Below are 26,224 nucleotides of genomic sequence, written 5' to 3' on the forward strand. Positions count from 1 at the left end.
GCGCTGTCCGCTGCCCCAGTGCCGGTTCGCCCGCACCCAACCAAGAGCAGGAAGCCTCCATGGATCTTCACAACACAGTCTCGATACCGTCGGTATCCTCCGACGACGCCCTGGTGATCCTCAAGCAGGTCAACAAGTTCTACGGCGACAATCACGTGCTTCGCGACATCAACACGGTGGTGAACCGTGGGGAGATCGTCGCGCTGATCGGCCCGTCGGGAGCCGGCAAGTCGACGCTGTGCCGGGCGATCAACCGCCTTGAGACGATCACGTCCGGTGAGATCTACATCGACGGAGTTGCACTGCCTGAGGAGGGCCGCGAGCTGGCCACGCTGCGCGCGGACGTGGGTATGGTGTTCCAGTCGTTCAACCTGTTCGCCCACAAGACGGTGCTCGAGAACGTCGCCCTCGGCCCGATGCTGGTGCGGAAGGCCAAGAAGGCGGATGCCCACAAGCTGGCCATGGAACACCTGGACCGGGTAGGCGTTGCCAACCAGGCCGGCAAGCTACCTGCGCAACTCTCCGGCGGGCAGCAACAGCGGGTGGCGATCGCGCGGGCCCTGGCCATGAAGCCCAAGATCATGCTCTTCGACGAGCCGACCAGCGCCCTCGATCCGGAGATGGTCAGTGAGGTGCTGGACGTGATGCTGGCACTCGCCAAGACCGGCATGACCATGGTCGTCGTCACGCACGAGATGGGATTCGCCCGCGAGGCCGCCGACCGGATCATCTTCATGGCCGATGGCCAGGTCGTCGAAGAGGCACCACCGACCGAGTTCTTCGCCAACCCCAAGACCACCCGCGCCCGGGACTTCCTGCAGAAGATCCTGGCCCGTTAACTTCACCGCCGAAGTCCAACCTGACAATCACAATGAGGAGAAATATGTCAAAGAAAAGAATGACCCTGGCGGTCGCTGCTGCGGCAGCGATCACGCTCGCGCTCAGCGCTTGCGCGACTGCAGGCCCGGCCACCGATGCGGATGCTCCCGCTGATGCGGCGAAGTTCCCGGTCAATTCCAGCGTCGAGCTGGAAGGCAGCCCCACGCTTGAGGCCATGCAGGAGCGCGGCAAGATCGTTCTCGGCGTCAAGGAGGACCAGCCCGGCTTCGGCATGCGCGACTCGGCCACCGGAGAGCGCTCCGGCTTCGATATCGACCTGGCCACCTGGGTTGCCGCTGAGCTCGGCTTCGGCGCAGACAAGATCGAGTTCGTCACCATTCCCAGCCAGAGCCGCGAGCAGGCCCTGACCAACGGTGACGCGGACCTGATCATCGGCATGTACACGATCTCGGACAAGCGCAAGGAACTCATCGGCTTCGCGGGACCGTACATGACCAACGGCCAGAGTCTTCTGGTGCGCGCGGACAACACCGACATCAAGGGCGAGGCCGACATGGCCGGGCACAAGGTGTGCTCGATCACCGGTTCGACCCCGATCCAGTACGTCAAGGCGAACCACCCGGACGTCGAGACTGTCGAGTTCGACAACATGGCCCAGTGCGTCGAAGCACTCACCAGCGGCCAGGTCGACGCCGTGACCACGGATGAGGCACTGCTCATCGGTTACAGCAGCCTCGCACCGGACGAGCTCAAGGTCGTCGGAAAGCCGTTCACCTCCGAGGGCTTCGGCATCGGCGTGGCCAAGGTGGATGACGCCCTGCGCAAGTTCGTCAACGAGCTCCTCACCGGCAAGTCGGATGTTCTGCAGCAAATCTACGACGACAACCTGGGTTCCTCGGGTGTCGAGTTCCAAACCGCTGAGGTCGACAACTACTAAGAGTCACTTCGCGCGGACTGGGGAGGGGGCCGAATGCGGCCCTCTCCCCGGTCTCAACTACAGCGCACAGATCGGAAAGTCCCCCCATGCAGGTTCTCTTAGACAACCTCGACCTGTTCGTCCTAGGGTTCACCAACACCGTGATCATGTTCGTGATCTCCGCGGTGTTCGCGCTGATCCTCGGATGCATCATCGGCATCCTGAGGATCGCCCCATCGGCCCCGATGCGAGCGGTCGGCACGGTGTACGTGAACACCCTGCGCAATACCCCCCTCGCACTGCTCATGATGTTCTTCGCGCTGGGTTACCCGAAGCTCGGGCTGCCGCCCCTCGACTACATGACTCTCGCGATCATTGCCCTCGTTCTGTACACCGCCAGTTATGTCGCCGAGGTCTTCCGCTCCGGCATCAACTCGATCAACAAGGGGCAGACCGAGGCGGCCCGTGCGCTCGGGCTCACCTTCGGCCAGGTGATGCGCGTCGTTCTGCTGCCGCAGGCATTCCGCAACGTCGTCCCCCCGCTGGTCAGCGTCTTCATCGCCGCCCTGAAGAACACCACCGTCGCGAGCGGTTTCTCGGTCATGCAGGCCGGCGCCATCTCCGCCAACATGTCCGAGCGCGGCGAGAACCTGCTGGCCACCCTGCTGTGGGTCGCCCTGTTCTTCTTCATCCTCGTGATGGGCCTGGCCGCCCTGCAACGGAAGCTCGAACGAAAGTGGGCGCAATCATGAGCTACGCCACCCAGGAACTCTTCGATGTCCCAGGGCCTAAGGGTCGCCGCCGCAGCAACATCGCCGGGTTCATCACCATTGCGATCGTCGTGCTGTTCCTCGGCTTCATCGTCTTCCAGCTCTACCGCTCCGGGCAGTTCGACGCCCAGAAGTGGCAGCTGTTCTCCTTCCCGCTGGTCCAGCAGGAGATCCTCAAGACCACCGTCTCCACCCTGAACGCGTTCCTGGGCGGTGCCGTGCTGGCGCTGGTGCTCGGCGTGCTCCTGCTGCTCGGACGGCTGTCGCAGATCAAGTGGGTGACCGTCGCGTTCAGCTGGCTGACCGAGACCTTCCGCGCCATTCCCCTGCTCATCCTGATGATGCTCATGTACTACGGGCTGCCAGTCCTGGGTGCCACCTTCGTGACCCCGTTCGTCGCGGTCGTCGGCGGGCTGATGATCTACAACGGCTCCGTTTTCGCCGAGATCTTCCGCGCCGGCATCCAGTCCCTGCCGAAGGGGCAGAGCGAGGCCGGCTACGCCATAGGACTGACCCGTGGGCAGGTGCTGCGGGTGATCCTCGCCCCGCAGGCGATCAAGAACATGCTGCCGACGATCATCTCCCAGCTCGTGGTCGCCCTGAAGGACACCGCGCTCGGCTTTATGGTCACCTACCCGGAACTGCTCTACCTGGCGAAGTTCTACGGGACCCAGTTCCAGTACGGCAGCCCGATCATCCCGGCCGCCATCGTGATGGGGTCCATCTACATCGGGCTCTGCCTCCTGCTGTCCTTCGTCGCCGTGAAGGTGGAGAAGTGGTCGAATTCCGGAAGAAAGTCCAACCAGGAGATCCCGCAATATGAGTGACCTGATCGTTTCCCGCCTGCTCGCCTCGGTCACCGAGTCGGCCCCGCAGGCGATCGACGCCCTGGCCAAGAAGTACCGCAGCCAGGGGCGCCCGGTGATCGCGTTCGGCGCCGGGGAGCCGGACTTCGACACCCCGGCCTTCATCACCGAGGCCGCCAAGGCTGCCATCGACGACCCGAAGAACCACCACTACAGCGGGCCGTCCGGGCTGCCGGAACTCCGCGAGGCGGTCGCCGAGTACACCACCGCCTACACCGGGACCCCGTTCACCGCGGCCAACGTCGCCATCGCGAACGGCGGCAAGCAGGCCATCTACAACACCCTGTCGGCCATCCTGAATCCGGGTGACGAGGTCATCCTGCCCGCCCCCTACTGGACGAGTTACCCGGAGCAGGTCAAGCTCGCCGGCGGCATCACGGTGCCGGTGGTGACGGATGTCGACAGCGAGTATAAGACCACCGTCGCCGACCTGGAGAAGGCGCGCACCGACCGCACCAAGGCGCTCATCTTCACGTCGCCGTCGAACCCGACCGGCTCGGTGTACACCGCCGAAGAGATCCGCCTGATCGGCGAGTGGGTGACCGAGCACAAGATCTGGGTGCTGTCGGACGAGATCTACCACGACTTCGTCTACGACGGTGCCGAGTTCGCCTCGATCTCCCGGTTCGTGCCGGCGGAGCAGCTCATCATCGTGAACGGACTGGCCAAGAGTCACGTGCTGACCGGATGGCGGCTCGGCTGGATCGTCTCGACTCCGGCGATCATCGATGCGGTCAAGAACTTCCAGTCGCACACCACGGGCAACGTGTCCAACATCTCCCAGCAGGCCGCCTTGGCGGCCATCCGTCACGGTCAGGACTTCCCGGAGCAGATGCGCACCGTGTTCGATCGGCGCCGGCGCATCGCGTACGAGTTGATCCAGACGTTCAAGAACGTCAGGGTGGCGAATCCGCTGGGCGCCTTCTATGTGTTTCCGGATGTTCGAGGGCTCCTGGACGGAACGCTCGAGCTGAACGGGTCACCGGTCACGACCAGCTTCGAACTGTCGCAACTTCTACTGGAGGAGATCGATGTCGCGGTCGTTCCGGGCGAGGCATTCGGGGCTCCCGGGCACCTGCGGTTCTCCTATGCCCTGGATGATGATGCACTGGTCGAAGGTCTGGAGCGCATCCGCGACTACCTCGCGTAGTTAAGCGGGTCGAGCTTGTCGAGACCGGCTGAGCTTGCCGAAGCCACCAGCAATCTCGACAAGCTCGATTGGTCTCGACAAGCTCGACCCACGAAACTCAGGCAGCTCAACCCACTTTCCGTGGTGTTACGCAGCAGTCAGGCTGTGCGCGTCGAGGATCTCGTAGCTGTAGCCCTGCTCGGCGAGGAACCGCTGCCGGTTCTGCGCGAACTCCTGGTCGACGGTGTCCCGCGCGACCAGTGTGTAGAAGTTGGCGGGCAGCCCGCTTTCCTTCGGGCGCAGCAGGCGTCCCAGCCGCTGGGCCTCTTCCTGGCGTGAGCCGAACGACCCGGACACTTGGATGGCTACGGTCGCCTCGGGCAGGTCGACCGAGAAGTTGGCGACCTTCGACACCACGAGCACAGTGATCGAGCCTTCACGGAACGCCTGGTACAGCCTCTCCCTCTCGTCGACCGGCGTCGCCCCCGTGAGCTTGGGTGCGTTCAGCGCATCCGCCAGCTCGTCGATCTGGTCCAGGTACTGGCCGATCACCAGGATGCGCTCGCCGGCATGCTTGGCGACCAGGTCTTTGACGACCTCCAGTTTCGCGGGTGCCGTGGCCGCCAGGCGGTACCGTTCGTCGTCGGCGGATGCCGCGTACACGAGCCGTTCGTCCTGGGGGAGGTCGATGCGCACCTCGTAGCAGGAGGCGGGGGAGATGAAGCCCTGGGCCTCGATCTCCTTCCACGGGGCGTCGAACCGCTTCGGGCCGATGAGGCTGAACACGTCGCCCTCGCGGCCGTCCTCCCGCACCAGGGTCGCGGTCAGGCCGAGCCGACGGCGAGCCTGCAACTCGGCGGTGAGCTTGAATACCGGGGCCGGCAGCAGGTGCACCTCGTCGTAGATCACCAGGCCCCAGTCGAGCGCATTGAGCAGTTCGAGGTGGGCGTACTGGCCTTTCCGCTTGGCCGTGAGAATCTGGTACGTCGCGATGGTGACCGCCTTCACCTCTTTCACCTGGCCGGAGTATTCGCCGATCTCGTCCTCGGTGAGGGTGGTACGGCGCAGCAGCTCCGACCGCCACTGGCGGGCCGAGACGGTGTTGGTGACCAGGATGAGCGTGTTCGTCTTGGTGGTCGCCATCGCCCCGGCACCGACCAGGGTCTTGCCGGCACCGCAGGGAAGTACCACCACGCCGGAGCCGTGCTCCATGAAGTTGCTGATCGCGTGCTCCTGGTACGGGCGCAGCGACCAGTCGGTGTTGTCGAGGGAGATCTCATGAGGGGTCCCTGGCGTGTAGCCGGCGAGGTCCTCAGCCGGCCAGCCGAGTTTCAGCAGTTCCTGCTTCAGTTGCCCGCGCGCCCAGGGTTGCATGACGAAGGTATTCGGCCCGCGCTTCTCGAAGAGCAGCTCAGCCACCTTCTTGGCGCGGGAGATCTCGGACAGCACCGCAGCATCCGTCGCCGTCAGGGTGAGCACGCCGTCGTCATCGCGCTCGATCACCAGCCGGCCGTAGCGGGACACGGTCTCGACCATGTCGACCGCGACCGACTGGGGGATGGCGAACTTGCTGTACTTCTCCAGCGTGGCCAGCATGTCTTCGGCGGTGTGGCCGGCGGCGCGGGCATTCCACAGGCCGAGGCGCGTGATGCGGTAGGTGTGGATGTGCTCGGGGGCACGCTCCAACTCGGCGAAGACGGCGAGGTCGTGGCGGGCGTCGGCAGCGTCCGGATGCGCGACCTCCAGCAGCACGGTGCGGTCGCTTTGAACGATGAGCGGCCCATTAGTCATAACGTTCTAGTCTACGCCCGTCCCGCTTACCGTCAGTGGGCGGGGGACACCCCGGCGATACTCGACAGCGGCAGGGTGCGCTCGATGTCGGAGTTTCGGTCGCGCGCCCGCAGGCGGCCGCCGACGATGCTGGCCGGCTCCAGTTGCAGTTCGGTGGTCGAACCGTTCGGCATGGTGACGCTCACGGTGAGGGCGAGTTTGCCGCGAACGGCCGCATCCAGTTGCTTGATCAGCCAGGCGTGGTCGTTCTCGCCGGCGTCGGGCTCCCCGCCGACGCGCAGTCGTGCGACGAGCTCGGCGGCCGGGTCGCTCGTCGCGTGGTGCGCCACCTTCGCGGTACGGCGGCGTTGCAGCACGACGATCTCGCCTTGCGAGTTCTCCGCCGCCACCGGATAACGCGCGTCGCTGAGCGTCCAGAAGACCAGGTCGAGCGGGAACCGGCTCACCACCCGGTGCGTTCCGGTGCGGGTCAGTCCGAGCCCGCTCAGGCTCTGGTCGACGACGATGGTGCCGAGCAGGTTGGTGTCGTCGGAGCGCAGATAGCTTCGCGCGCCGTACTCCGCGTTCTCCGGGTCGACCCCGCCAGTGAGCTCGCCGATGCGAACCAAGCCGTACCGGGCGGCGCTCTCCGCGATGAGGTACGACAGGGGCTGCGGGATGCCGGTCAGTGAGATCGACTCCAGGTATTCGAGGATCGAGTTGGCGGTCTCACCGGATGCCAGTGCCCGGTTCACGCTGGACGCCGACACCCGGTAGGTGGCGGCCAGTGCGCGGTTCTCGGCGTCCGCGATCACCCGCAGCCGTGCATCCACCGCAGGAGTGAGCGGACCGGGCGCGACCACCGACAGGTCGTGCTGCAGGTAGACCTTCTCGACCTCGGTGGGGAGGAGGGGGCGCAGTGCCGCCTCAGCCTCAGTCGGCTTGCCGTCCAGCAGCAGGGCGCCCTGACTGCTCGGCGCCTCCCCTCCGGTGATGCCGAGAAGCTCGGCACTCTGGGTGAAGGTCGCGATGCGCTGCTGCATCCACTCGCCGCCGGCCGGGTAGAGCCAGGCCAGATGGGCTCGAAGCCCGTCGCCCCATTTTGCCTGCGAGTACCGGCGGAGCACCCGCCGCACTTCGGGCAGCACCCCGCTGACCCAGCCGTCTACCAGCACCAGCCACCGCGCGAGGGTGGGCTCCAGCAGCCAGTCGTTTCCGCGTTCGGTGACCAGCCAGGCGCCGGCCTCGCGGGTGGTGAGGCCGGCCTGGTCGGCGACGGACAGGTACGCCGCAACCGAGTCCAGGTCGGTTGCGATGGCGTTCGCCAGTCGTTTCTTGTCTGGCAGGGCGATGCCGCCCTTGGCCAGCTCGCGTGCCGGCTCCCGCTCCAGCTCGAGCAGCAACGCGGTCACCACGGTGATGGCGCTGAACGCCCGCTCCGCGGCGAGGCGGTCGATGGCGTGACGTTCCGTTTCGGCGACCGGGGCGGGCGGATGCCCCACCGGGTCTGCGGCGAGTTCTTCCCGGGACGGCAGTCCGAAGACCGGCCAGGACCGCAGTTGCTCGATGACGACGTCGTAGACCTGGGCGCGATCGTCGGTGGTCTCGGCGAGCAGGAACCGTACCGGCCTCTCGAGGCGCCGCGTGACATCCGCCTGCTCCCAGCCGAGAGCGGTGGCGACCTGCGCGATCGTCGACGGGGTTTCCGCGGTGGCCAGCTCGCCGGCGGTCGCCAGCAGCGCGAGGGTGCTGCGGTCGAGCCGGCTGAGCGCCTGCTGCACCGAGGTGCTCTCGAGCAACGATTCGGCGAGGTCGAAGAAGTCCTTGATGCCGGCGGCGGGGAAGGTGCGTGCCTGCAGCGCGCTGACCAGCGCGGGGTCGTCGATCAAGCGCAGGCGCGTGGCGAGAGACAGGATGTCGTTCATTCGTCCCCCCGCCGATTGTCGTGTGCAGCTGGGTCGGCGTCGGTGCCGACCTTCCTAGCTTGTCCTATTCCCGGCTCGGCGGCTGACGTTGCTGATAATCAGGAGCGCGATCGTCAGCAGCATGGCCGACGGCAGGGCGAAAAGCGGCAACATGAGAACGATCGGCCAGACGCCTTGGCCGGATCCGATCTCGGTGTTCGCACCCACGGCGGTGCCGACGATGACGGCGATGAAGGATGCGAGTGAGGCGAGCACGAGAACAACGATCAGGTAGGCCATGATCCGTTGGCTACGATTAACGGTACCGGGAGCGCCATTTGTCACACCCACAACAATACGTCCATCGGGTGCCCGTAAGCTTACGAGTTACGACTCGTGCATGAGAAAGAGGTACGCCATGCCTACCGGCAAGGTTAAGTTTTACGACGAAGAGAAGGGCTTCGGCTTCATCAGCTCTGATGACGGCCAGGAGGTCTTCCTTCACGCCTCCGCCCTGCCATCCGGTACCACCGCGGTGAAGGCGGGTACCCGTCTCGAGTTCGGAATCGCCGACGGCAAGCGGGGCGCGCAGGCGCTGTCCGCGCGCATTCTGGATGCTCCGCCCAGCCTCTCGAAGATGAGCCGCAAGCCGGCCGACGACATGGCGATCATCGTGGAAGACCTGGTGAAGATGCTTGACGGCATCGGCACCAACCTGAAGCGCGGACGCTACCCGGAGTCTGGCCACAGCCACAAGATCGCGGCGATGCTGCGCAAGGTCGCGGACGAACTGGATGCCTGAGACCCTGGCAACGCCCGCCGACTTCGAGCTGGCTCGTGCGGCACTGCTCGACATGACCCCGGCGTCGACCATCGGCGAGCGCGCAGGCTCGATCGATGAGGGCGATGGGGTAGTCACCCTCTACTTCGACACCACCATGCCCGGTTACAAGGGCTGGCGCTGGACGGTCAGCATCGCCCACATCGAGGGGGGCGACCCGACCGTTCTCGAGACCGAGCTGACCCCGGGGGAGACGGCGTTGCTGTCCCCGGCCTGGGTGCCGTGGGCCGATCGCCTCGCCGACTACAAGGCCGGCCAGGCCGGGCAGGCGGCGGAGGAGCTGGACGACGACGACAGCGACGACGACGACGATGATGATGACTTTGATGATGAGGACGTCAACGACGATGACGAGGCGTTGCTGCACAGCGGCGATCTCGACGGTGTCGACATCGATTCACTCGACGATGAAAATGACGACGACGAAGATCATGACGACGAGTCGGATGACTTCGGCGGGTCAGCGCTTGCGGTGGGTGTAGACGAGGCCGATGAGGCCCAGGACGAGTCCGGTGACGCAGGCCCAAACCCACCAGCGATCGGCCGGGGTAAGCGCCGGGCCAAGCACTAGTACGGCGACGAGAGCGACCAGCCACAGCCCGATCCCGACGAGGACCGGTTTGCGGTCATCCGTTTTCGGCGGCACCGGGTCGGGCCGCCGTTCGGAGTCTTTCAGCCACAGCCGCATGGGTTAAAGGTAGCGATTCGTCAGAGGTTCTCGACGACGTATTCGATCGACGCGATCAGCTGGCGGATGTCGCTGGGCTCGACCGCGGTGAAGGTTGCCACCCGCAGCTGGTTGCGTCCGAGCTTGCGGTACGGGTCGGTGTCGACGACGCCGTTGGCGCGGAGCGTCTTGGCGATGGCGGATGCGTCGACCTGGTCATCGAAGTCGATTGTTACGACGACCTGCGACCGGTGGTCGGGGTTGGTGACGAACGGGGTCGCGTACGACACCGACTCGGCCCACTCGTACAGGGCAATCGAGGACTCCCGGGTGCGGGCATCCGCCCAGGCCAGCCCGCCGTTGTCGTTGATCCACTGCACCTGGTTGTCGAGCAGCAGCAGTGTGCTGAGTGCCGGGGTGTTGAGGGTCTGGTTGAGTCGCGAGTTGTCGATCGCGTTCTTCAGGCTGAGGAATTCGGGGATGTAGCGTCCGCTGGCCGCGATGCGTTCCACCCGTTCGATGGCCCGGGGGGAGAAGAGGGCGAGCCACAGCCCGCCGTCGGAGGCGAGGTTCTTCTGCGGGGCGAAGTAGTAGACATCCGCCTGGGACGCGTCGAAGTCGATGCCGCCGGCCGCGCTGGTGGCGTCGATGACGGTGAGCGCATCCGCCTGGACCCGGGTGACCGGGGCCATGACGCCGGTCGAGGTCTCGTTGTGCGGCCAGGCGTAGACGTCGACCCCGTCGGTGACGACCGGCTCGCTGCGGGATCCCGGGTCGGCGCTGATGACGGATGGCGCATCCAGCCACGGGGTTGTCGCCGCCTTCGCGAACTTGCTGCTGAACTCGCCGAACACCAGGTTCTGGCTGCGCTGCTCGATGAGGGAGAATGCGGCGGCGTCCCAGAACGCAGTGGAGCCGCCGTTGCCGAGCACCACTTCGTAGCCGTCGGGGATGGCGAACAGCTGGCCGAGGCCGTCCTGCACCCGCTTGACCAGGTTCTTCACCGGCGCCTGCCGGTGGGAGGTGCCGAGCAGTTCCGCACCCGCAGTAGAGAGGTACGCGAGTTGCTCGGCGCGGACCTTGGAGGGTCCGCATCCGAACCGTCCGTCGGCGGGCAGAAGGGCTGAGGGGATTGTGAGCTGCGGCATAGAGAAATCTTATTGGGGTGCCAGAGGTTAGGCTTGCCTATGACGTTCGAGGACGGTGAAGGGCGACGATGGCTGATCTCATTGACACCACAGAGATGTATCTCCGCACGATCTACGAGCTCGAAGAAGAGAACATCATCCCGCTGAGGGCGCGCATCTCTGAGAGGCTCGGCCACTCCGGGCCGACGGTTTCGCAGACCATTGGTCGGATGGAACGTGACGGCCTGGTGCGGGTTGAGGATGACCGGCATCTTGCGCTCACGACCGCCGGGCGTTCGAAGGCCGTTGGCGTGATGCGTAAGCACCGCCTGGCTGAGCGTCTGCTTGCCGACGTCATCGGCCTCGACTGGGCGCTCGTCCACGAGGAGGCGTGCCGCTGGGAGCATGTGATGAGCGAGCAGGTGGAGCGGCGCATCCTGGAACTGCTGGAGCACCCGACGCATTCCCCGTACGGCAACCCGATCCCGGGGCTGGATGAGATCGGCGACCGTACTACCTCGAAGTTCTCTGATGGCGTGGTCAACGTCGTCAACTACACCCTGGGCGCGGTGGGGCCGATCACCGGTACTATCCGCCGGCTGGGGGAGCCGGTGCAGTACGAGTCCGAGCTGCTCGACCAGTTGCGAACGGCCGGGGTGGTTCCGGGTGCGGTGGCTAGCTTCACCGGTTCCGGCCGCACCTTTCGTGTCGAGGTGGAGGGCATCCCTGAGGGCATCGAGCTGCCCATCGAGGTGGCGCAGCACGTCTACGTCGGCATCTAGCTAACTCGGGGCCGCTTTTCGAGGGCTAAGGATTTGTTTCCGCCCATAGAAGCCCGGCCCACCCGAAACAAACCCTTAGCCCTCGAAAAGCTTGAGCGGCAAGATACCGGCGCAATCCGTTTATTTAACGGAACGGTCACGTGGCGTGGCTGCGTCACATCCGCTTCGCTGAGTGCGTTAATGTGGAACCCTGTGATTCTTCGTCAGCCAGTCGGGAGAGAAACATGAGTGAGGGCCGCGCCATCCACGCCTTGGATGCCCGCCGCCCTGCCGTGCGGAGGCAGCCGGTGCTGCTGCTGCACGACAGTCTCATACGCCCCAGCGGACGTCGCGGCGCACTGTTCTGTGCGTCCGGACACCAGGCACTGCCATGTCGGCAGTGCCTTTTTTCGTGTCCGGCGTCGCGCGCGACCGACTCGGAGTTCCACAGGAATTATCGGACCCCTGGAAGCCGTCCAGGGCGAAATCGATGGGAACAGTATGCGCACACTGGTGCTGAACGCCGGGTTTGAGCCCCTGGCCGTAGTTTCTTTCAAGCGAGCACTGGTGCTGGTGATGAATCAGAAGGCAACCGTGCTCGCGCACGACGCCGAGCATCCGGTCTGGGGCTTGTCGGCGTCGTATGAGCGGCCGTCGGTGATCCTGCTGACCCGGTATGTGCGCATCCCGAATTCGCGGCTGCTGCCGGTCAGTCGGCGCGGGGTGCTGCGGCGCGACGACCAGCGCTGTGGTTACTGCGGTGGTGCCGCGACCACGATCGACCACGTGTTGCCGCGCTCCCGTGGCGGGGTGGACAGCTGGGAGAACCTGGTCGCCTGCTGCCTGCGCTGCAACAACGCGAAGGGCAACCGCACGCCCGGCGAGATGGGCTGGAAGCTGTTGTTCCGTCCGCAGCCGCCGCACGGCACCTCCTGGCTGGTGCGTGGCGTAGAGCGCGCGCAGCCCCAGTGGGAAGAGTTCCTGGCCCCCGCCGCTGCCTGATTCTGTGGGTCGAGTAGCGCGCGACGAAGGAGCACGCGTATCGAGACCTCTTAAGCAGGTCGAGCCCGTCGAGACCAGCCGAGCTTGCCGAGGCGCCCCCTCCTCTCCGCTAAACTCAACTCACCAGCCTCTGTAGCTCAACGGAAGAGCAGTTCCGTCCTAAGGAAACGGTTGGGGGTTCGAATCCCTCCAGGGGCACACTTCCTTTTGCCTCGATTGCCTTGTATTTGTAGGAATCTAGCGGGCCGCTGAGATTTAAGATCGGTGTTTGCCCACATTTGGGTGAAGACCGGGCACGAGGTCGCAGGTTCAGGGTAGATCTTCGTGGACTGTGGCGGGCGGTGTTGACCCCGCACCCGGACTCTGCCATCCCTGAAGGCGGCAATCGGGGCACGATCTCGGGGCTCGCGGAAATGCATCAATCCTTCTGGGCGGTGCCGGGTGCGAACCAGTCTGCACCTGGCGGCGGTGGCACCCAGCGACGACACCGCCCTCTGATTTATGCGTATGCATTGAATCTGGTAGGATGGAAGCACCAAAGCAGCCGCGCCGGCCTGGGGCACAAGCAGCCCGTTGAACGCGTATCGCACGACGCAAATACGCCTTCCAGCGTGCGGGCGCGGCAAAGAAAGGAAGCTTCATGAGTCGTCTAGAAAACAAGGTCGCCATCGTGACCGGAGCCGGTTCAGGCATGGGCGAGTCCCACGCTCGCGTGCTCGCTGAGCACGGAGCCCGGGTCGTGCTGACCGATGTCAACGCTGAGGCTGGCCAAAAGGTCGCCGACGAGATCGGCGAGAGCGCACTGTTCATCAAGCACGACGTCACAAATTTTGACGCCTGGGCCGACGTGGTCAAGCAGGCGAACGACAAGTTCGGCCCCGTCAACGTGCTCGTCAACAACGCGGGCCTCTCAGGCCCCATGGCCAAGATTGAAGACCTGTCTCTTGAAGACTACGACCGCACGGTCGCCGTCGATCAGCACGGCGTCTTCTACGGCATCAAGGCTGTTCTGCCGGGCATGCTCGAGAACGGCGGCGGCTCCATCATCAACATCTCGTCGGTCGCGGGCTTCGTCTACCAGGCCACGAACGCCGCCTACGCTGCGGCGAAGTTCGCTGTTCGCGGCCTCACCAAGGCTGTCGCCATCGAATACGCCGACAAGGGCATCCGCGCCAACTCCGTTCACCCCGGAGCGGTCTGGACGCCGCTGCTCGCCGGTGTTCCGAAGGAAGACGTCGACGCGTTTGCGCAGACTATCCCCGTGAAGCGCATGGCCGACGTGCGTGAAATCTCCGACCTCATCGTCTTCCTCGCATCGGATGAGTCGACGTACATCACCGGCAGCGAGCTCGTCATCGACGGTGGTGCCACGGCAATCTAGCTGTACCCGGTCAGTACGTTGGTGACCGATAGAAGAGAAGGCCTGCAGTCTGAGTGGTGCCATACGCACTCAGGAGCTGCGGGTCTTCTCGCGTTCCACGGCAGAGTGGGAAGCACTCACCCTCAGGGCACGTTCCTGCAACGGCGGACTGTCTGCAAGCCTTAACCCCCGCGACTCCCAACCTGTCCACAGCTGCCACGTTTAGCTATTTACTGCGAAGGCGCTCAGCGTAATCTTGCTTAGTCTCGTCCCTATATAGGTACTTCTCGATCGTCTCCGCGCGCACTCGCCCCTCACTGACATCGTTGAGGGTCTCCGCTGCGCTTCACAGATGCGGAGATTGAGGAACTTGTCCACACGGTTGGTAACTTGGTGCTCCTCAGCAAGGGGAAGAACTCGTCGGCAGCGAACAAGGAGTTCGCAAACAAGAAGTCCACGTACCTTCAGCCGCGAGTATCAGACTATCCACGCAGTCTCGAGACGCTTGGATACGAATCTTGGACGCCGAATACCGTTCGAGAGTCAACCAAATTCGCCCATCGGGCATCACTCGAGCAGGGCCACGAATTTTGGGACTGCTGGGGCAGCGGCCGTCATAGGGCAGGTTCCGTGGCCGCCTAAGGGCCCTTTGTCATGGCCGCTGATGTGCAGGAGGATGGATGGTGAAGTCGACGCCATACCGGAGTCGACGCTCAATCGTTTTCTATACCAAGAGAGGTGTGCCATGACTTTCCCGGTTCTCCAAGACAAGGTCATCATCGTCACCGGCAGTGGACAAGGAATGGGGGCTGCAACTGCGCGCTTGGCAGCGGCTGCGGGTGCAAAGGTAATCGTGGCTGACTGGAATGAGGCCAGCGGTCAAGCGGTGGTCGATGGCATCAGAGCAGATGACGGCGACGCCACGTTTGTGAAGACCGACGTGTCCGACCCTGCCTCCGTCGAGAACATGGTGAAGCAGACCGTCGAAACCTATGGGCGCCTCGATGGGGCTGTCAACAACGCGGCAATCAAGCCTGACACGTCACCGCTCTCAGAACTCGACGAGAACTACTTCGACCGTCTCATTAGCGTCGATCTCAAGGGCGTGGCACTGTGCCTCAAGTTCGAGCTTCGACAGCTAATCAAACAGGGTGAGGGCGGATCGCTCGTAAACATCTCCTCAACGAACGCATTCCGCCCGCAGTACAACCAGGGCATCTACACGGCCGCCAAGCACGGGGTCGTCGGCCTCACCAAGAGCGCTGCTCTGGAGAACGGCCCACACAACATCCGAGTAAATTCAGTCGCCCCGGGCGCGATCGAGACTCCGATGCTCACCGAGTCCATAGCAGACAACAACCTAAAGGCCGAAGACGTCGCGGCTGCCCTGTCGGTGCTCAACCGCTTCGGCAAGCCCGAAGAAGTCGCCGAAGGCAGTGTCTGGCTGCTCTCCGACAACTCGAGCTACGTGACCGGTTCGGTGCTGCACGTCGACGGTGGCTACACCGGCCGCTAGTCCGGGCCTGACCCGGCTGCTGCCCTACTAACGATCGATGCTGGCAGCCGTTTTCGGTTCCTTGACTTCTCAGTGGTCGAGAAACGCACCCAGGCGAAAAGGACTGCCACCATCCACGTCGCGCTCAACCTGGGCGGCGTCGTTCTCAGCATGATTGGGCTTGGCCGCCCTCGGCACTTCCGGTTGGTTGGACGGCAAGCTCGCTTACCGCTACGGCGTTCGCGTCGCCAGAGAGGCGACCCAGGCTGAGGGGTTCAGCTCAGCCCAGCTGGTCGCCCGTGATTGCTGCACACTCGTGCGCCATTGATGCTCCTGCAGTCGCGATATTCGACCAGGCCGTCGCGCACTCGGTTGTGCCCACATTGTGCCCACATTCCGTAAGAAACCCCGTGATTGAGACCAGTGTATGGTGAGTAGGAAAGCCTAGAATCTCGGGGATTTTAGACCCGCAACGCGTAAGTAGCGGGCACGAAATAGGATTCGAATCCCTCCAGGGGCACGGTCGCGTCAGCATCTATTTTCCGTATGTGCACCGCTGCGAAGCGAATGAGCTGGGATTGGATTGCGATGACCATGGACTTGCGCTGGTTGACCGCGCCGGATCAAGAGGTTGCGGCGGCCATGGCAGCCGTGCGTCACGACTCGCGGCCGACCTGGGTGCCCACAAGGAGGCAGGTTCTCGCGCATGTCAACCGCTGCCTCATCCTCTGGTACCTCTGCATCGTCTTCATGGTCATCGGTATCCGCGTGGACGGCTACCAGGACGGTCAGGTCATGGCGTCAGACATCAGCGCCCTGATGGTGTCGATAACGATCCTGGCCGCCTGGCTCTACGGCACCTATTGGCTGCAGGTCTGGGCCGGCAAGCCTTCGTCGCCGCGAGCACGCCTGAAGCAGTGGCGCCAGACCCTGACCGCTCTCGCAAATGGCTACGAGTCACGGCCCAGCCAGGTCGCAACCTTCTCCTCCCTCATCAGCGCCGGGAGCCGCCGTGTGCACCAGTACCCGCGATACGTCGCAGACGGCGTCGAGTTCGGCAATCTTGTGCGTGGAACCGCCCGGTCGAACGGGTGGCACTACCTCGCCGTCAAGCTGCCAGCGCCGTTACCGCACCTGACTCTCGACGCAACGTCGAACAATCGGATGGGCAGCGACTTGCCCGCCGGTGTCGAACGCGGCCAGCGGCTCTCTCTCGAAGGCGACTTCGACCGATGGTTCCAGGCCTATTCGCTTCTCAAGTACCGGAACGAAGCGCACTACATTCTCACCCCGGATGTGATGGCAGACCTCATCGATAACGCTGGGCGATTCAACGTCGAGATCGTCGACGACAACCTTGTCTTCTTTACCTCGCCGGCCGTTGATTTCACGGAAGCCGAGCACTGGCACTCTCTTCATGCCGTCCTCACGACGGTTGCCCCGCGCATCACCGCAAAGGCGCGACGGTACCTCGATGAACGGGTGCCAGGTCAGGAGGTGCCGCGGATGCTTTCGGCGATCCGCGCCGAGCTCGAGAACCCCGGTATCGCCTGGGTACCGCCGGAGCCTCGTATTGGGCCGGACGGACGCCGACTCAACATACGCGACCGTAACAAGGGCGTGTGGCCAATAATCGGCGCTGTCGGATGGTTCACCCTTCTCGCATTTCTTTACGCGGTCCCCGGGATCTTCGCGTTCGCAGGACTCATGTCCATCATCGACGGCAGGTAATCCGGCCGGAGGGGTGATCCTGAAGTACCCGGGTAGCACGCCGAAACACAGATCGCTGGCCTGAACCGATCTCTCGCCACAGACTGGGAGCATGCCCGAACTCCCGGAAGTGCACGCGCTCGCCGCCGACCTTGACGGCCGTCTCCACGGCCGGGTGGTCGCGCGGCTGGACCTCCTGTCGTTCGCCGCACTGAAGACCTTCGACCCGCCAGTTTCCGCGATAGAGGGGCAGAGCATCCGCGGTGTGACGAGGCACGGCAAGTTCCTCGATTTCATGATCGGCGACCTTCACCTGGTCATGCACCTGGCCCGGGCCGGATGGGTGCGGTGGAACGACGGCACCCGTACCATGCCGGTGCGCCCGGGGAAGAGCCCGCTGGCCGCCCGCCTGATCCTCGACGACGGAACCGGGCTCGACGTGACAGAAGCGGGCACCAAGAAGAGCCTCGCCATCTACCTGGTCAGGACGCCGACGGATGTCCCCGGTATCGCCCGGCTTGGGCCTGACCCCCTGAGCGAGGACTTCACCGAAGACCAGTTTCTGGGCATCCTCACCGCCGCCGGCCGGGCACAGATTAAAGGAGTCCTGCGCAATCAGTCGACGATCGCCGGCATCGGCAACGCCTACTCGGATGAGATTCTGCACGTCGCCCGGATGTCGCCGTTCAAGCCGGCAGCGATGACGACGGATGAAGCCGGTCGCCTCTTCGACGCCTTGCAGACGACCCTGCGCGAAGCCATCGCGCGCTCGGAAGGACTGGCAGCATCCGAACTCAAGAAAGAGAAAAAGTCCGGCATGCGCGTGCACGGCCGAACCGGCGAAGCGTGCCCGGTCTGCGGCGACACCGTGCGGCAGGTCATCTACTCCGACTCCACGCTGCAGTACTGCCCGACCTGCCAGACCGGCGGCAAGCCGCTGGCCGACCGGGTGCTGTCCCGGCTGCTGAAGTAACGGACGGCTGCCGCACCGAGGCTCAGGCCACGAGCGGAGCCGCGTGGGACGCACCGGAAATGGCGCGGAACTCGCCCTCATTGCCGAGCAACTGCGAGAACACCCGCGTGCTGACGGACGCGCTGTCTGGAGCCACCGACCGGAGATCGAAGACCCAGCGCAGGGTGCTCGGCTCGATGATTTGAAGCTCACCTGCGGTTCCCGAGACCCGACGCATTGCGGCCAGCGATCGTAAGTTCTCGTCTCGCACCAAAGCTGTCAGCGGCAATCCCATCGCCTGGAACGCCGCGATGGACGAATGCTTGACTACAGCGTTCGCCCCGGTACCACGCGCTTCCGGTGCCAGGTAGGTGCCAACCTCGAAACGACGCCGCTCGTCATTGTGGGTGAAGCCGAAGAACCCCAGCGGCTGGTCGTCGCCGAGCAGCCAGAAGAACCGCCGACGCGGGGCAACGATCGCCAACTCGACGTACTCGGCGAGCGTCGAACATCCGGAAACCGGCCAGTCCCACCCCGCGTGCAGCGCGGCGGCAAAACGGTCCGCCCCGATTTCCGCCGGCAGGATCCGGAACCGCGTCTCATCAAGCGTTGTCACGGACTGAGAGTAGATCTGCGACGCCCCCGGGGCACCCCAACAACGGGTGAACAATCAGCGGCAGGATGCGCCTACGACCGCCCGGGAACCCGCTTCGTCTCGTGCGCCCAGATGGCGATCTCGACCCGGTTGCGGGCACCGAGCTTCGTCATCAGGCTGGCCAGGTGCGTCTTCACCGTGCTGAGCGTGATGTAGAGCTCGCTGGCAATCTCGCTGTTGCTCAGCCCGCGAGCGACGGCCGCGAGCACCTGCTCTTCGCGTTGGGTGAGCGGCTCGATCGGTTGCGCGGTGGGCGCCGGCGGTGCGGCATCCGCGAATGCCTCCAGCAGTCTCACCGTCACATTCGGGGCGATCAGGGCGTCACCGCTGGCTGCGGCGCGCACCGCCTGCCCGAGGAGTTCTGACCCGGCATCCTTGAGCAGAAATCCGCGAGCACCGGCACGCAAAGCGGCGTAGACGTATTCATCGAGGTCGAATGTGGTGATGATGACGACCGCCATCGGGTCGGGCACACCCGGCCCCGCGATGGCGCGGGTGGCCTCGATGCCGTCCTGACCGGGCATCCGGATGTCGAAGAGGCAGACATCCGGTCGCAGGCTCCGGGCGAGGGCAACGGCTTCGTTCCCATCGGATGCCTGGCCCACCACTTCGATGTCGGGCTGCGCGTCGAGGATCATGCTGAGCCCGGTGCGCACCAGCTCCTGGTCGTCGGCGATGAGCACGCGGATCGTCATGTGGTCCATCCAACACGAGGGAGTACCGCGGTCACGACCCACCCGCCGCCGGGCGCGCGGACGGACTGGCAGGTGCCGCCGAGGAGAGAGGCGCGCTCCAGCATTCCAGTGATGCCGTAGCCCGGGGTGGAGACCGGCGCCACCTCACCGTCGTTGGTCACCGTCAACCGCACACCGCCCTGGTCGGCCTCCACGACCACGTCGATGAGGGAGGCGCCACGGGCGTGGCGGCGAGCGTTCGTCACCGACTCCTGCACCATGCGGTAAACCGCGGCTGCGACCGTCGGCGGGATGCTGGCCGTGTCACCGGCCACCCGAACATCCACGCGCGGGCCGGCCACTTCTTCGTTCGCGAGCTGCTCGATGTCGGCGAGGCTCCTGCCCGGCGCCAACTCCGGCGCTTCGCCCTGACGCAATACGCGCACCATCGAGCGCATCTCGGCCAGCGTCCTGGACGCCTCCGCCTCGATCACGCGGAGGGCATCCGTCGCGGCCTCCGGCTTCAGCGCCGCGACGGCCAGCCCGGCCTGGGCGCGGATCGCGATCGCCGACACGTGGTGCGCAACCGTGTCGTGCAGGTCGCGGGCGAGCGTTTCGCGTTCCAACAGTTTCGCGCGGTCCAGCTCCCGCATCCTCGCGCGGGCTCGGAACCGGAGGGCGACCCCCAGCGTGACCACGCTGGCGCTGAACGCAGCCTCGCCGATGAGATCGCCGAGGGTCGTCCCTGCGATCGCGGAAGTTGAGAGGTTGGCCAGGAGCAGGCCGGATCCGACGATCAGGGCGCGACCGTTGCCCCAGCGGAACAAGGCGTAGAGCGTGAAGATGACGAACCCGCTGGCGAAGAGAACGGAATCACCCATCAGCAGGGACGCCGCCGCCATCGCCCCGACCGCGATTGCGAGCATCAGGAGCGGACGCGTCCGCCGCCAGAGCACGCTGGGCGCTGCAGCGATCACCATGACCGCAGCCAGCAGCGGCTGGGTGAGATCGGTGCGGAGGATGGCCTCAAGTACGGCCGCCACGATGATGAACGCCAGCAGGGCCCAGTCCCGCCACACCCGCGGCGGCGGTGAGGGAACTGCGCCAGGCGCGTTCCACGCGGTGCGCAGGAGACCGGTCACCTGCTCATGATACGAGGGCATCATCGTCGGACGGCGGATGCGCGGCGGCGGATGACCAGCTCGGCGACGCCGGCGTTGATCACCCAGGCGACGCCCATGAGCAGGGCGTCGGTGAAGCTGTCGAGCGGTCCAACGCTGAGGATCCAGATGGCGAGCACGACGGCTTGCGTGCCGGCTGCGATGCCGAGTGCGTAGGCGCGAGTCATCCAGGCACCGTGGGCGCCGAAGTCCCGCTTCTTGATCGCGACTATCCCGAGGATGATGCTCGCCACCATCGCCGAACCGAAGGCCAGGCGGATGCCCATCAGCAGCGGGCTGTCACCGTCCGGCGATGAGTAGAACGCGGCCATCCACACACCCGACAACGCGGCGACGAGCCCGGCCGGGATCAGGATGCCCCCGGCGATGCGGTGCCACCCCCGCCGGCCGCGCAGGGCCGGGACGAATTGGAATGCACCCAGGAGCGTATAGACGGTGGCGCCGACAATGTGTGCGACAACCGGGACCGGTGAGGCGAAGAAGCGGGCGTTGTCGGCGGTGACGGCGCCACCGGTGAGATCGGTGAGGCGGAAGGCGCCGCCGAGCACCGGGATGAGGCTGAGCAGGAGGAGCCCGGTGACGGCCAGCCATCCGCTGCGCTGGCGGGCTACTCGACCAGCAAGTTCTCGTGTCATGACTTGATGCTCGCCTGATCCAGCGCGGAAAACATCGGGAGGGCGGACGAGGCAGAAGCCGTACTTTCGGCTGACCGGATTTGGGCCGGAATGCCGATGCCGCCCGAACCTGCACGCGCAAAAATCGAAGCATGACAACACACACCACCATGACGGCGGCCGTCTACCGCCGGTTCGGCGCCCCCGAGGTCGTACACCTCGAACAGGTACGCAAGCCCACCCCGAAGGCCGGCGAAGTGCTCGTCAAGGTTCACGCCAGCACCGTGAGTGCCGCCGACTACCGGGCACGCAGCCGCGACATCCCCGGCGGCCTTAGCGTTCTCGCCGCTTTCGGTATCGGCCTGTTCCGCCCCAGCCGGCGCGTGCTCGGAATGGACGTCGCCGGCGTCGTCGAAGCGGTCGGCACAGGCGTCACCGGCTTCACCCCTGGTGACCGGGTCATCGCGATGCTGGGCGGCAAGTTCGGTGGCCACGCGGAGTACGTCTGCGTCCCGCACGATGGCGCGATCACCCGCGCCCCCGCCAACCTGACCCTCGAGCAGGCGGTCACCCTCCCCTTCGGCGGCACCACCGCCCGCGGCTTCCTGAACCAGGTCGCGATCAAGCCGGGCGATTCCGTGCTGGTCAACGGCGCATCCGGAGCCGTCGGAACCGCCGTCGTCCAGCTGGCCAAGCACCTTGGCGCGCACGTGACCGGTGTCACCAGCGCGGCCAATCGCGAGCTGGTCACCTCACTCGGCGCCGACCGCGTCATCGACTACACGGCGGATGATTTCCTCGCCGAGGGCGAACAATATGACGTCATCGTCGATTGCGTCGGCAATGCCCCGTTCGCTGAGGCCGAATCCTCGGTCAAGCCCGGCGGCGCGCTGCTGCTGGTGATCGCCGACCTGAAGGCGCTCGTGCAATCCCGCGGACAGAGCCGGAAGAGCGGCAAGCTCATCACCCCCAATATCGGCAAGTACACCGCCGACGACCTGGCGTACATCGTCAGCCTCGCCGAGTCCGGCCGCTACCAGCCGGTCATCGACCGTACCTACGACTTCACCGAGATCGTCGAAGCGCACCGCTACGTCGACACCGGGCACAAGAAGGGCAACGTCGTGTTGCGCATCACCACCCCAACGAACCACCGAAACCAAGGAAGCTAACCATGACAATCACCGAACCAAGCAGGCCGCAGCGCCTGAAAATGAGTGGCCTGCATATGGCCACCCTCATCGCTGGCGTGCTGGCGATTGCGGGATCGCACCGCCTCTTCGAAGACATCGACAACGTGTGGTGGGGGCTGTCCGCGCTCGCCGTGGGTGTCACCCTCATCCTGGTCGGAGCTGTGGGACTCGGCCGCAGCATCCGCACCGCACCGGTCGCATCCGCCGGCTACCCGACGAGGCTGGAGGGCCAGCTCGACCCGGCGCTGTCTCGCGGCATGTGGCTGGTGAAGTGGCTGCTCGCGATTCCGCATTTCATCGTGCTGGCATTCCTGTGGGCCGCCTTCCCGGTCGTCGTGCTGGCATCCGGCGTGATGATCCTGTTCACCGGCCGCTACCCGGCCACGCTGTTCGAGTACGTCGTCGGCGTTCTCCGCTGGAACTGGCGGGTCATGTTCTACGCGACCGGAGTGCTGGCCACCGACCAGTACCCGCCGTTCACGTTGGCGCGCACCGAGTTCCCGGCCACCTTCGACGTCGAATACCCCGAGCGGTTGTCCCGCTGGAAGGTGCTGGTCAAGTCGTGGCTGCTCGCCCTCCCGCACCTGCTCATCATCGGCATCCTGGCCGGGCTGGCCTGGGTCTTCTCCGACGGCCCAAGCGCCGGTGGACTGGTCGGGTTGCTGGTGTTCATCGCCGCACTTGTCCTGCTCTTCACCGGAGCGTACAACCGCGGGCTGTTCGACCTCGTGATGGGCATCCACCGCTGGGTCTACCGGGTCTACGCCTACACCTCCCTGCTGCGCGACGACTACCCGCCGTTCCGCCTCGACCAGGGTCCGCTCGAGCGCAGCCAGCTCGCGACGGCGTAACAGCGGAGTAGCATGCCGGATAACAGGGTGGTGAACGATGGATGCGGCAGAGCCGAGCACGGTGACGACGCTTGCCGGGTACGCGCGGGCGCGCACCGAGTTGCGTGAGCTGCTGGCGGATGCGACGCCGGCCGCCCTGCGCCGCCGCTCCATCGGCACCCGCTGGACCAATGAGCAACTGCTGTTCCACCTGGTGTTCGGCTACATGGTCGTCCAGGCGCTCATCCCCCTGGTCAGGGTGGTGAGTCGCCTGCCGCTCCCGTTTCAGCGGGGGTTCGCCGGGCTGCTCAATGCCGGCACGGTGCCGTTCGACTTCGTCAACTACTGGGGTTCCGTGTTCGCAGCCACCTGGTTCAACCACAAGCGGATGGCGGCCAAGCTCGACCGGGTGCTGGAGTCCCTGGCTCGCAGCCTGACGAGTGCACCGGAGGCGCGGTTGCGGCGCACCATGCGGTTCCCGGACCACTGGGACCCGTTCTTCGAACCCGAAATGTCGCTCGCCGAGGTCTATGCCTACCCGACGAAGCACTTCGACTTCCACCGGAGGCAGCTGAGTCTCTGAGTGGGAAATTGGGTCTCGTGCTTGGCCGGAGACAGGCCGATAATGGGCAGCAACCTCGACCGACAGGGAGCACATCATGGCAACCAGGCTCAACCCCTATCTGGGATTCCGCGACAACGCGCGGCAGGCGATGGAGTTCTATCAATCCGTTTTCGGCGGTGACCTGACCCTGAGCACCTTCGCGGAGCTGCAGGCCAGCGAAGACCCGGCGGAACAAGAGCTGATCATGCACGGGCAGCTCGAAACCGAGAGCGGCTACACCCTCATGGGGTCGGACACCCCGAGCGTGATGGAATACCAGCCCGGAACGAACTACTCGGTGTCATTGAGCGGCGGCGACGATGCCGAACTGCGCGGCTACTGGGAGAAGCTCATCGATGGCGGCACAATTCTCGAACCACTCGTCGAGGCGCCGTGGGGTGACAGCTTCGGCATGTGCATCGACAAGTTCGGCGTCAGATGGCTGGTGAACATCTCCGGCGCGGGCGAGAACGGTCAGCAGGCTCCGTAGTTCTACTCCGGGACTTCGGCGCAGATTGCGGTCATCTCGAGAAGGTAGTCGGCGAACGGGTCGAGTCCGGCATCCGCTCGCCGCTGCTCCAGGCCTGCCTCGTCCTCGATCGGGGTTGCCGGCTCTGGCCCGTCCGGCCCGCACCTCATCTGGGTGCCATAGGTCTGCGGCTCGCCGGCGCCGGCGGCGACCCGGTCTTCCAGGTAGGCGAGGTTGCCTGGGGAGGCCTGGTCGACGTCAACCGCTTTGCGCAATTGCTCCAAGGCGAACCGCTGGAACTCCGGGTCGAGGTCGGAATGCTGCGCAATCGCCCAGGCCGCCTCCTCGCCGTCGTCTCCGACCAGGGCGATGGTGGGCCAGCCGAACTCGAGAATGATCTGCTCGAGACGGTCGGTGCGGGTCTGACTGCTTTCCCCGCCGCCGTCCGGTGCCTGGTCGCGCTGCAGCATCGCAACCAGTTCGTCGTGGAGTTCCTGGTTGAACGGGCCGGTGGATGGTGGTGGCGCGACGGGCGTCGTGCTCGTGGCTGTGGGCGACGGCGACGGCGGGGGCGATTCGGGATGCTGGGTCGTGCACCCAGCCAGGGCGACGAGTATGGTCACTGCCGCGCACATCCGCAGCGCTGCTCGCATCGTCCGGCCTCCCACTTCGGCAATTCTGGCAGCGGAGGCGCATCCGCCGCTAGCCGGTGCTGTCGCGAAAGCAGGAGAAATCGCCGCTACGCCGAAAAAACTTCCTTCATTCGCTGCGGATGTCCGAAAGGAGCCCTCAAAGCGGCGGGGGAAAGGCGGGGGTCAGGTTGTGGCGGTGCGCATCGTGAAGACGGGGGTGCCCTCGGCGGTGTCCAGGGAAAGGGTCACCCGCAGGTCGCCGATCTCTGAGAGAGCGGATGCGTGCGTTCCGCCGCAGGGGATCATCGCCTCACCGTCGGGCAGGGAGCACACCCACTGGCGGCGATCGGTGAGCAGTTCGCCGTCGCGATCGATGCGCACCGGTGCGCCGGCGGCGACCCAGGATGCGAGTTGGGCGTTGACCGCATCCGTCACCGCGGGCAGCGCTTCCGCGAAACCGTCGGTGACGAACCCCTTGCGGCGCAGGGACTTGTTGAGGCGATACGTATCGAACGACCCGTTCTGCACGATCGTCGACGTGTCGTTCGCGGCCTGATCGAAGTCCGGTGAGCCGAGGGCATCCGTCGGTGCCTCCTTCGTCCAGCGGTCGGCGAGGGCCCGGTTGAGCGCCAGCGAGGCGAGGTGGCAGGCGGTGTGGCCGAGTGAGAGCTCGCGGCGATAGCCGGCGTCGACCGCCACAGTGACCTCCTGTCCCTCCGGCGGCGCGACCTCGAGCAGGTGCGCCACCACGAAAGCCCAGCCCTCCGTGCCCTTGCGCACCGGGATGTCCGCCCCGAGATGCAGCTGCGTGCCGTCGGTTGCCCCGACCACGCAGTTCATCACGTCGGCGGTCGTCGGGCCCCAGGCGATGGTGGCGCGGTCGGGTCCCTGGTCTGGCCAGCCGGCGTCCACGGGGTGACACGGCGTCGCATCCAGCAGCACCGCGGTCAGCCCGTCGTCGAGCAATTCGGTGTGCAGCACGGTCGCCGTGCCGCCCGTCGCTCCGGCGGGGTAGGTCACGATCGTGTCGGTTGTGGGGAGGGCCATTCTCCTATTCTCTCGTGCATGTTCGGGAGCACCGCCGTATCGTGTGGGGCATGTGGACCATCATCGTCATACTGCTCATCATCTGGCTGGCCGTCTCGGTTCTGGGATTCGTGATCGAGGGACTGTTCTGGCTCGCCGTTTTCGGCATCATCCTGTTCATCGCCACCGCTATCGTGGGCTGGGTGCGAGGGCGCGTGAACAAGTCCTGACGCCAC

At 65.3% G+C, this 26,224-nt stretch carries 30 protein-coding genes and 1 tRNA gene; 20 read left to right on the plus strand and 11 right to left on the minus strand.

Annotated elements, in window-relative coordinates; genetic code table 11:
• Positions 1 to 59 precede the first annotated feature (59 nt).
• From ACX3O0_RS14780 to ACX3O0_RS14800, 5 genes are all read left to right on the plus strand, one after another.
• Complete coding sequence (locus ACX3O0_RS14780) at positions 60 to 839, plus strand: amino acid ABC transporter ATP-binding protein (protein ID WP_459093124.1); 780 nt, start codon at positions 60 to 62, stop codon at positions 837 to 839.
• Positions 840 to 883: 44 nt separating this feature from the next.
• Positions 884 to 1,777, plus strand: coding sequence for a glutamate ABC transporter substrate-binding protein (locus ACX3O0_RS14785; RefSeq protein ID WP_459108213.1), 894 nt, complete (start codon positions 884 to 886; stop codon positions 1,775 to 1,777).
• A gap of 86 nt (positions 1,778 to 1,863) precedes the next feature.
• The gene (locus ACX3O0_RS14790; protein ID WP_459108214.1) at positions 1,864 to 2,508 is read left to right on the plus strand and encodes an amino acid ABC transporter permease; all 645 of its coding nucleotides are present in this window, start codon (positions 1,864 to 1,866) and stop codon (positions 2,506 to 2,508) included.
• Complete coding sequence (locus tag ACX3O0_RS14795) at positions 2,505 to 3,353, plus strand: amino acid ABC transporter permease (RefSeq protein WP_459108215.1); 849 nt, start codon at positions 2,505 to 2,507, stop codon at positions 3,351 to 3,353. The genes ACX3O0_RS14790 and ACX3O0_RS14795 overlap by 4 nt, the downstream gene beginning before the upstream one ends.
• Positions 3,346 to 4,542, plus strand: coding sequence for a pyridoxal phosphate-dependent aminotransferase (locus tag ACX3O0_RS14800; RefSeq protein WP_459108216.1), 1,197 nt, complete (start codon positions 3,346 to 3,348; stop codon positions 4,540 to 4,542). The genes ACX3O0_RS14795 and ACX3O0_RS14800 overlap by 8 nt, the downstream gene beginning before the upstream one ends.
• A gap of 126 nt (positions 4,543 to 4,668) precedes the next feature.
• Here ACX3O0_RS14800 and ACX3O0_RS14805 read toward each other — a convergent pair whose 3' ends face one another.
• From ACX3O0_RS14805 to ACX3O0_RS14815, 3 genes are read right to left on the minus strand one after another with little or no spacing between them, the layout of a single operon-like run.
• Complete coding sequence (locus tag ACX3O0_RS14805) at positions 4,669 to 6,312, minus strand: DNA repair helicase XPB (protein ID WP_459108217.1); 1,644 nt, start codon at positions 6,310 to 6,312, stop codon at positions 4,669 to 4,671.
• A 32-nt stretch (positions 6,313 to 6,344) separates the two neighbouring features.
• A complete protein-coding gene (locus tag ACX3O0_RS14810; RefSeq protein ID WP_459108218.1) occupies positions 6,345 to 8,216 on the minus strand; it encodes a helicase-associated domain-containing protein in 1,872 nt (623 codons plus the stop codon).
• Between the two features lie 54 nt (positions 8,217 to 8,270).
• Positions 8,271 to 8,495 (minus strand): hypothetical protein, encoded by a 225-nt coding sequence (locus tag ACX3O0_RS14815; protein ID WP_459093131.1) that lies wholly within the window; start codon positions 8,493 to 8,495, stop codon positions 8,271 to 8,273.
• Positions 8,496 to 8,613: 118 nt separating this feature from the next.
• Between ACX3O0_RS14815 and ACX3O0_RS14820 the strand changes: the two genes are divergently transcribed.
• Together ACX3O0_RS14820 and ACX3O0_RS14825 are read left to right on the plus strand one after the other, a co-directional pair.
• A complete protein-coding gene (locus ACX3O0_RS14820; RefSeq protein ID WP_459093132.1) occupies positions 8,614 to 8,997 on the plus strand; it encodes a cold-shock protein in 384 nt (127 codons plus the stop codon).
• Positions 8,990 to 9,607, plus strand: a complete 618-nt coding sequence (locus ACX3O0_RS14825) for a DUF3027 domain-containing protein (protein WP_459108219.1) — start codon at positions 8,990 to 8,992, stop codon at positions 9,605 to 9,607. The genes ACX3O0_RS14820 and ACX3O0_RS14825 overlap by 8 nt, the downstream gene beginning before the upstream one ends.
• On the opposite strand, the gene ACX3O0_RS14830 is transcribed toward ACX3O0_RS14825, so the two are convergent.
• Positions 9,497 to 9,724 (minus strand): DUF2530 domain-containing protein, encoded by a 228-nt coding sequence (locus tag ACX3O0_RS14830; RefSeq protein ID WP_459108220.1) that lies wholly within the window; start codon positions 9,722 to 9,724, stop codon positions 9,497 to 9,499. The two genes, ACX3O0_RS14825 and ACX3O0_RS14830, sit on opposite strands and share 111 nt — an antisense overlap.
• Positions 9,725 to 9,744: 20 nt before the next feature.
• Positions 9,745 to 10,851, minus strand: coding sequence for a phosphoserine transaminase (gene serC, locus ACX3O0_RS14835; protein WP_459108221.1), 1,107 nt, complete (start codon positions 10,849 to 10,851; stop codon positions 9,745 to 9,747).
• Between the two features lie 68 nt (positions 10,852 to 10,919).
• Here serC and ACX3O0_RS14840 point away from each other — a divergent pair, with 68 nt between their 5' ends.
• The 8 genes from ACX3O0_RS14840 (at position 10,920) to ACX3O0_RS14875 (ending at position 18,131) form a co-directional block, all read left to right on the plus strand.
• The gene (locus ACX3O0_RS14840) at positions 10,920 to 11,612 is read left to right on the plus strand and encodes a metal-dependent transcriptional regulator (protein ID WP_459093136.1); all 693 of its coding nucleotides are present in this window, start codon (positions 10,920 to 10,922) and stop codon (positions 11,610 to 11,612) included.
• 480 nt (positions 11,613 to 12,092) lie between these two features.
• Entirely contained in the window at positions 12,093 to 12,593 is a 501-nt protein-coding gene (locus ACX3O0_RS14845) for an HNH endonuclease (RefSeq protein WP_459108222.1), read from the plus strand.
• A gap of 126 nt (positions 12,594 to 12,719) precedes the next feature.
• Positions 12,720 to 12,791: transfer RNA gene (locus ACX3O0_RS14850), tRNA-Arg, on the plus strand.
• Between the two features lie 442 nt (positions 12,792 to 13,233).
• Positions 13,234 to 13,974: an SDR family NAD(P)-dependent oxidoreductase gene (locus ACX3O0_RS14855; RefSeq protein WP_459108223.1), complete on the plus strand. Its 741-nt coding sequence runs from the start codon at positions 13,234 to 13,236 to the stop codon at positions 13,972 to 13,974.
• Between the two features lie 318 nt (positions 13,975 to 14,292).
• Positions 14,293 to 14,595, plus strand: a complete 303-nt coding sequence (locus ACX3O0_RS14860) for an HNH endonuclease family protein (protein WP_459108490.1) — start codon at positions 14,293 to 14,295, stop codon at positions 14,593 to 14,595.
• Between the two features lie 103 nt (positions 14,596 to 14,698).
• The gene (locus ACX3O0_RS14865) at positions 14,699 to 15,469 is read left to right on the plus strand and encodes an SDR family NAD(P)-dependent oxidoreductase (protein WP_459108224.1); all 771 of its coding nucleotides are present in this window, start codon (positions 14,699 to 14,701) and stop codon (positions 15,467 to 15,469) included.
• 567 nt (positions 15,470 to 16,036) lie between these two features.
• A complete protein-coding gene (locus tag ACX3O0_RS14870; protein WP_459108225.1) occupies positions 16,037 to 17,179 on the plus strand; it encodes a hypothetical protein in 1,143 nt (380 codons plus the stop codon).
• Between the two features lie 91 nt (positions 17,180 to 17,270).
• Positions 17,271 to 18,131 (plus strand): Fpg/Nei family DNA glycosylase, encoded by an 861-nt coding sequence (locus ACX3O0_RS14875; protein ID WP_459108226.1) that lies wholly within the window; start codon positions 17,271 to 17,273, stop codon positions 18,129 to 18,131.
• A 22-nt stretch (positions 18,132 to 18,153) separates the two neighbouring features.
• Here ACX3O0_RS14875 and ACX3O0_RS14880 read toward each other — a convergent pair whose 3' ends face one another.
• The 4 genes from ACX3O0_RS14880 to ACX3O0_RS14895 form a co-directional block, all read right to left on the minus strand.
• Positions 18,154 to 18,726: a GNAT family N-acetyltransferase gene (locus tag ACX3O0_RS14880; RefSeq protein ID WP_459108227.1), complete on the minus strand. Its 573-nt coding sequence runs from the start codon at positions 18,724 to 18,726 to the stop codon at positions 18,154 to 18,156.
• Positions 18,727 to 18,797: 71 nt separating this feature from the next.
• Positions 18,798 to 19,460: a response regulator gene (locus ACX3O0_RS14885; RefSeq protein ID WP_459108228.1), complete on the minus strand. Its 663-nt coding sequence runs from the start codon at positions 19,458 to 19,460 to the stop codon at positions 18,798 to 18,800.
• A complete protein-coding gene (locus ACX3O0_RS14890) occupies positions 19,457 to 20,581 on the minus strand; it encodes a sensor histidine kinase (protein ID WP_459108229.1) in 1,125 nt (374 codons plus the stop codon). Before ACX3O0_RS14890 ends, ACX3O0_RS14885 begins: the two co-directional genes overlap by 4 nt.
• A 20-nt stretch (positions 20,582 to 20,601) precedes the next feature.
• Positions 20,602 to 21,255 (minus strand): DUF2306 domain-containing protein, encoded by a 654-nt coding sequence (locus ACX3O0_RS14895; RefSeq protein ID WP_459108230.1) that lies wholly within the window; start codon positions 21,253 to 21,255, stop codon positions 20,602 to 20,604.
• A gap of 131 nt (positions 21,256 to 21,386) precedes the next feature.
• Between ACX3O0_RS14895 and ACX3O0_RS14900 the strand changes: the two genes are divergently transcribed.
• From ACX3O0_RS14900 to ACX3O0_RS14915, 4 genes are all read left to right on the plus strand, one after another.
• A complete protein-coding gene (locus tag ACX3O0_RS14900) occupies positions 21,387 to 22,406 on the plus strand; it encodes an NAD(P)-dependent alcohol dehydrogenase (protein WP_459108231.1) in 1,020 nt (339 codons plus the stop codon).
• Positions 22,407 to 22,408: 2 nt separating this feature from the next.
• On the plus strand, positions 22,409 to 23,278 hold the full coding sequence (locus ACX3O0_RS14905) for a DUF4389 domain-containing protein (RefSeq protein ID WP_459108232.1): 870 nt from the start codon (positions 22,409 to 22,411) through the stop codon (positions 23,276 to 23,278).
• 37 nt (positions 23,279 to 23,315) lie between these two features.
• Positions 23,316 to 23,840, plus strand: a complete 525-nt coding sequence (locus ACX3O0_RS14910; protein WP_459108233.1) for a DinB family protein — start codon at positions 23,316 to 23,318, stop codon at positions 23,838 to 23,840.
• Between the two features lie 76 nt (positions 23,841 to 23,916).
• Positions 23,917 to 24,351, plus strand: coding sequence for a VOC family protein (locus tag ACX3O0_RS14915; RefSeq protein ID WP_459108234.1), 435 nt, complete (start codon positions 23,917 to 23,919; stop codon positions 24,349 to 24,351).
• Between the two features lie 2 nt (positions 24,352 to 24,353).
• On the opposite strand, the gene ACX3O0_RS14920 is transcribed toward ACX3O0_RS14915, so the two are convergent.
• Positions 24,354 to 24,983, minus strand: a complete 630-nt coding sequence (locus tag ACX3O0_RS14920) for a DUF6624 domain-containing protein (RefSeq protein ID WP_459108235.1) — start codon at positions 24,981 to 24,983, stop codon at positions 24,354 to 24,356.
• A 162-nt stretch (positions 24,984 to 25,145) separates the two neighbouring features.
• A complete protein-coding gene (locus ACX3O0_RS14925) occupies positions 25,146 to 26,009 on the minus strand; it encodes a metal-dependent hydrolase (RefSeq protein WP_459108236.1) in 864 nt (287 codons plus the stop codon).
• A gap of 50 nt (positions 26,010 to 26,059) precedes the next feature.
• Between ACX3O0_RS14925 and ACX3O0_RS14930 the strand changes: the two genes are divergently transcribed.
• On the plus strand, positions 26,060 to 26,218 hold the full coding sequence (locus tag ACX3O0_RS14930; protein ID WP_459108237.1) for a hypothetical protein: 159 nt from the start codon (positions 26,060 to 26,062) through the stop codon (positions 26,216 to 26,218).
• The last annotated feature ends 6 nt before the right edge of the window (positions 26,219 to 26,224 follow it).

Source organism: Homoserinimonas sp. A447, assembly GCF_054489325.1.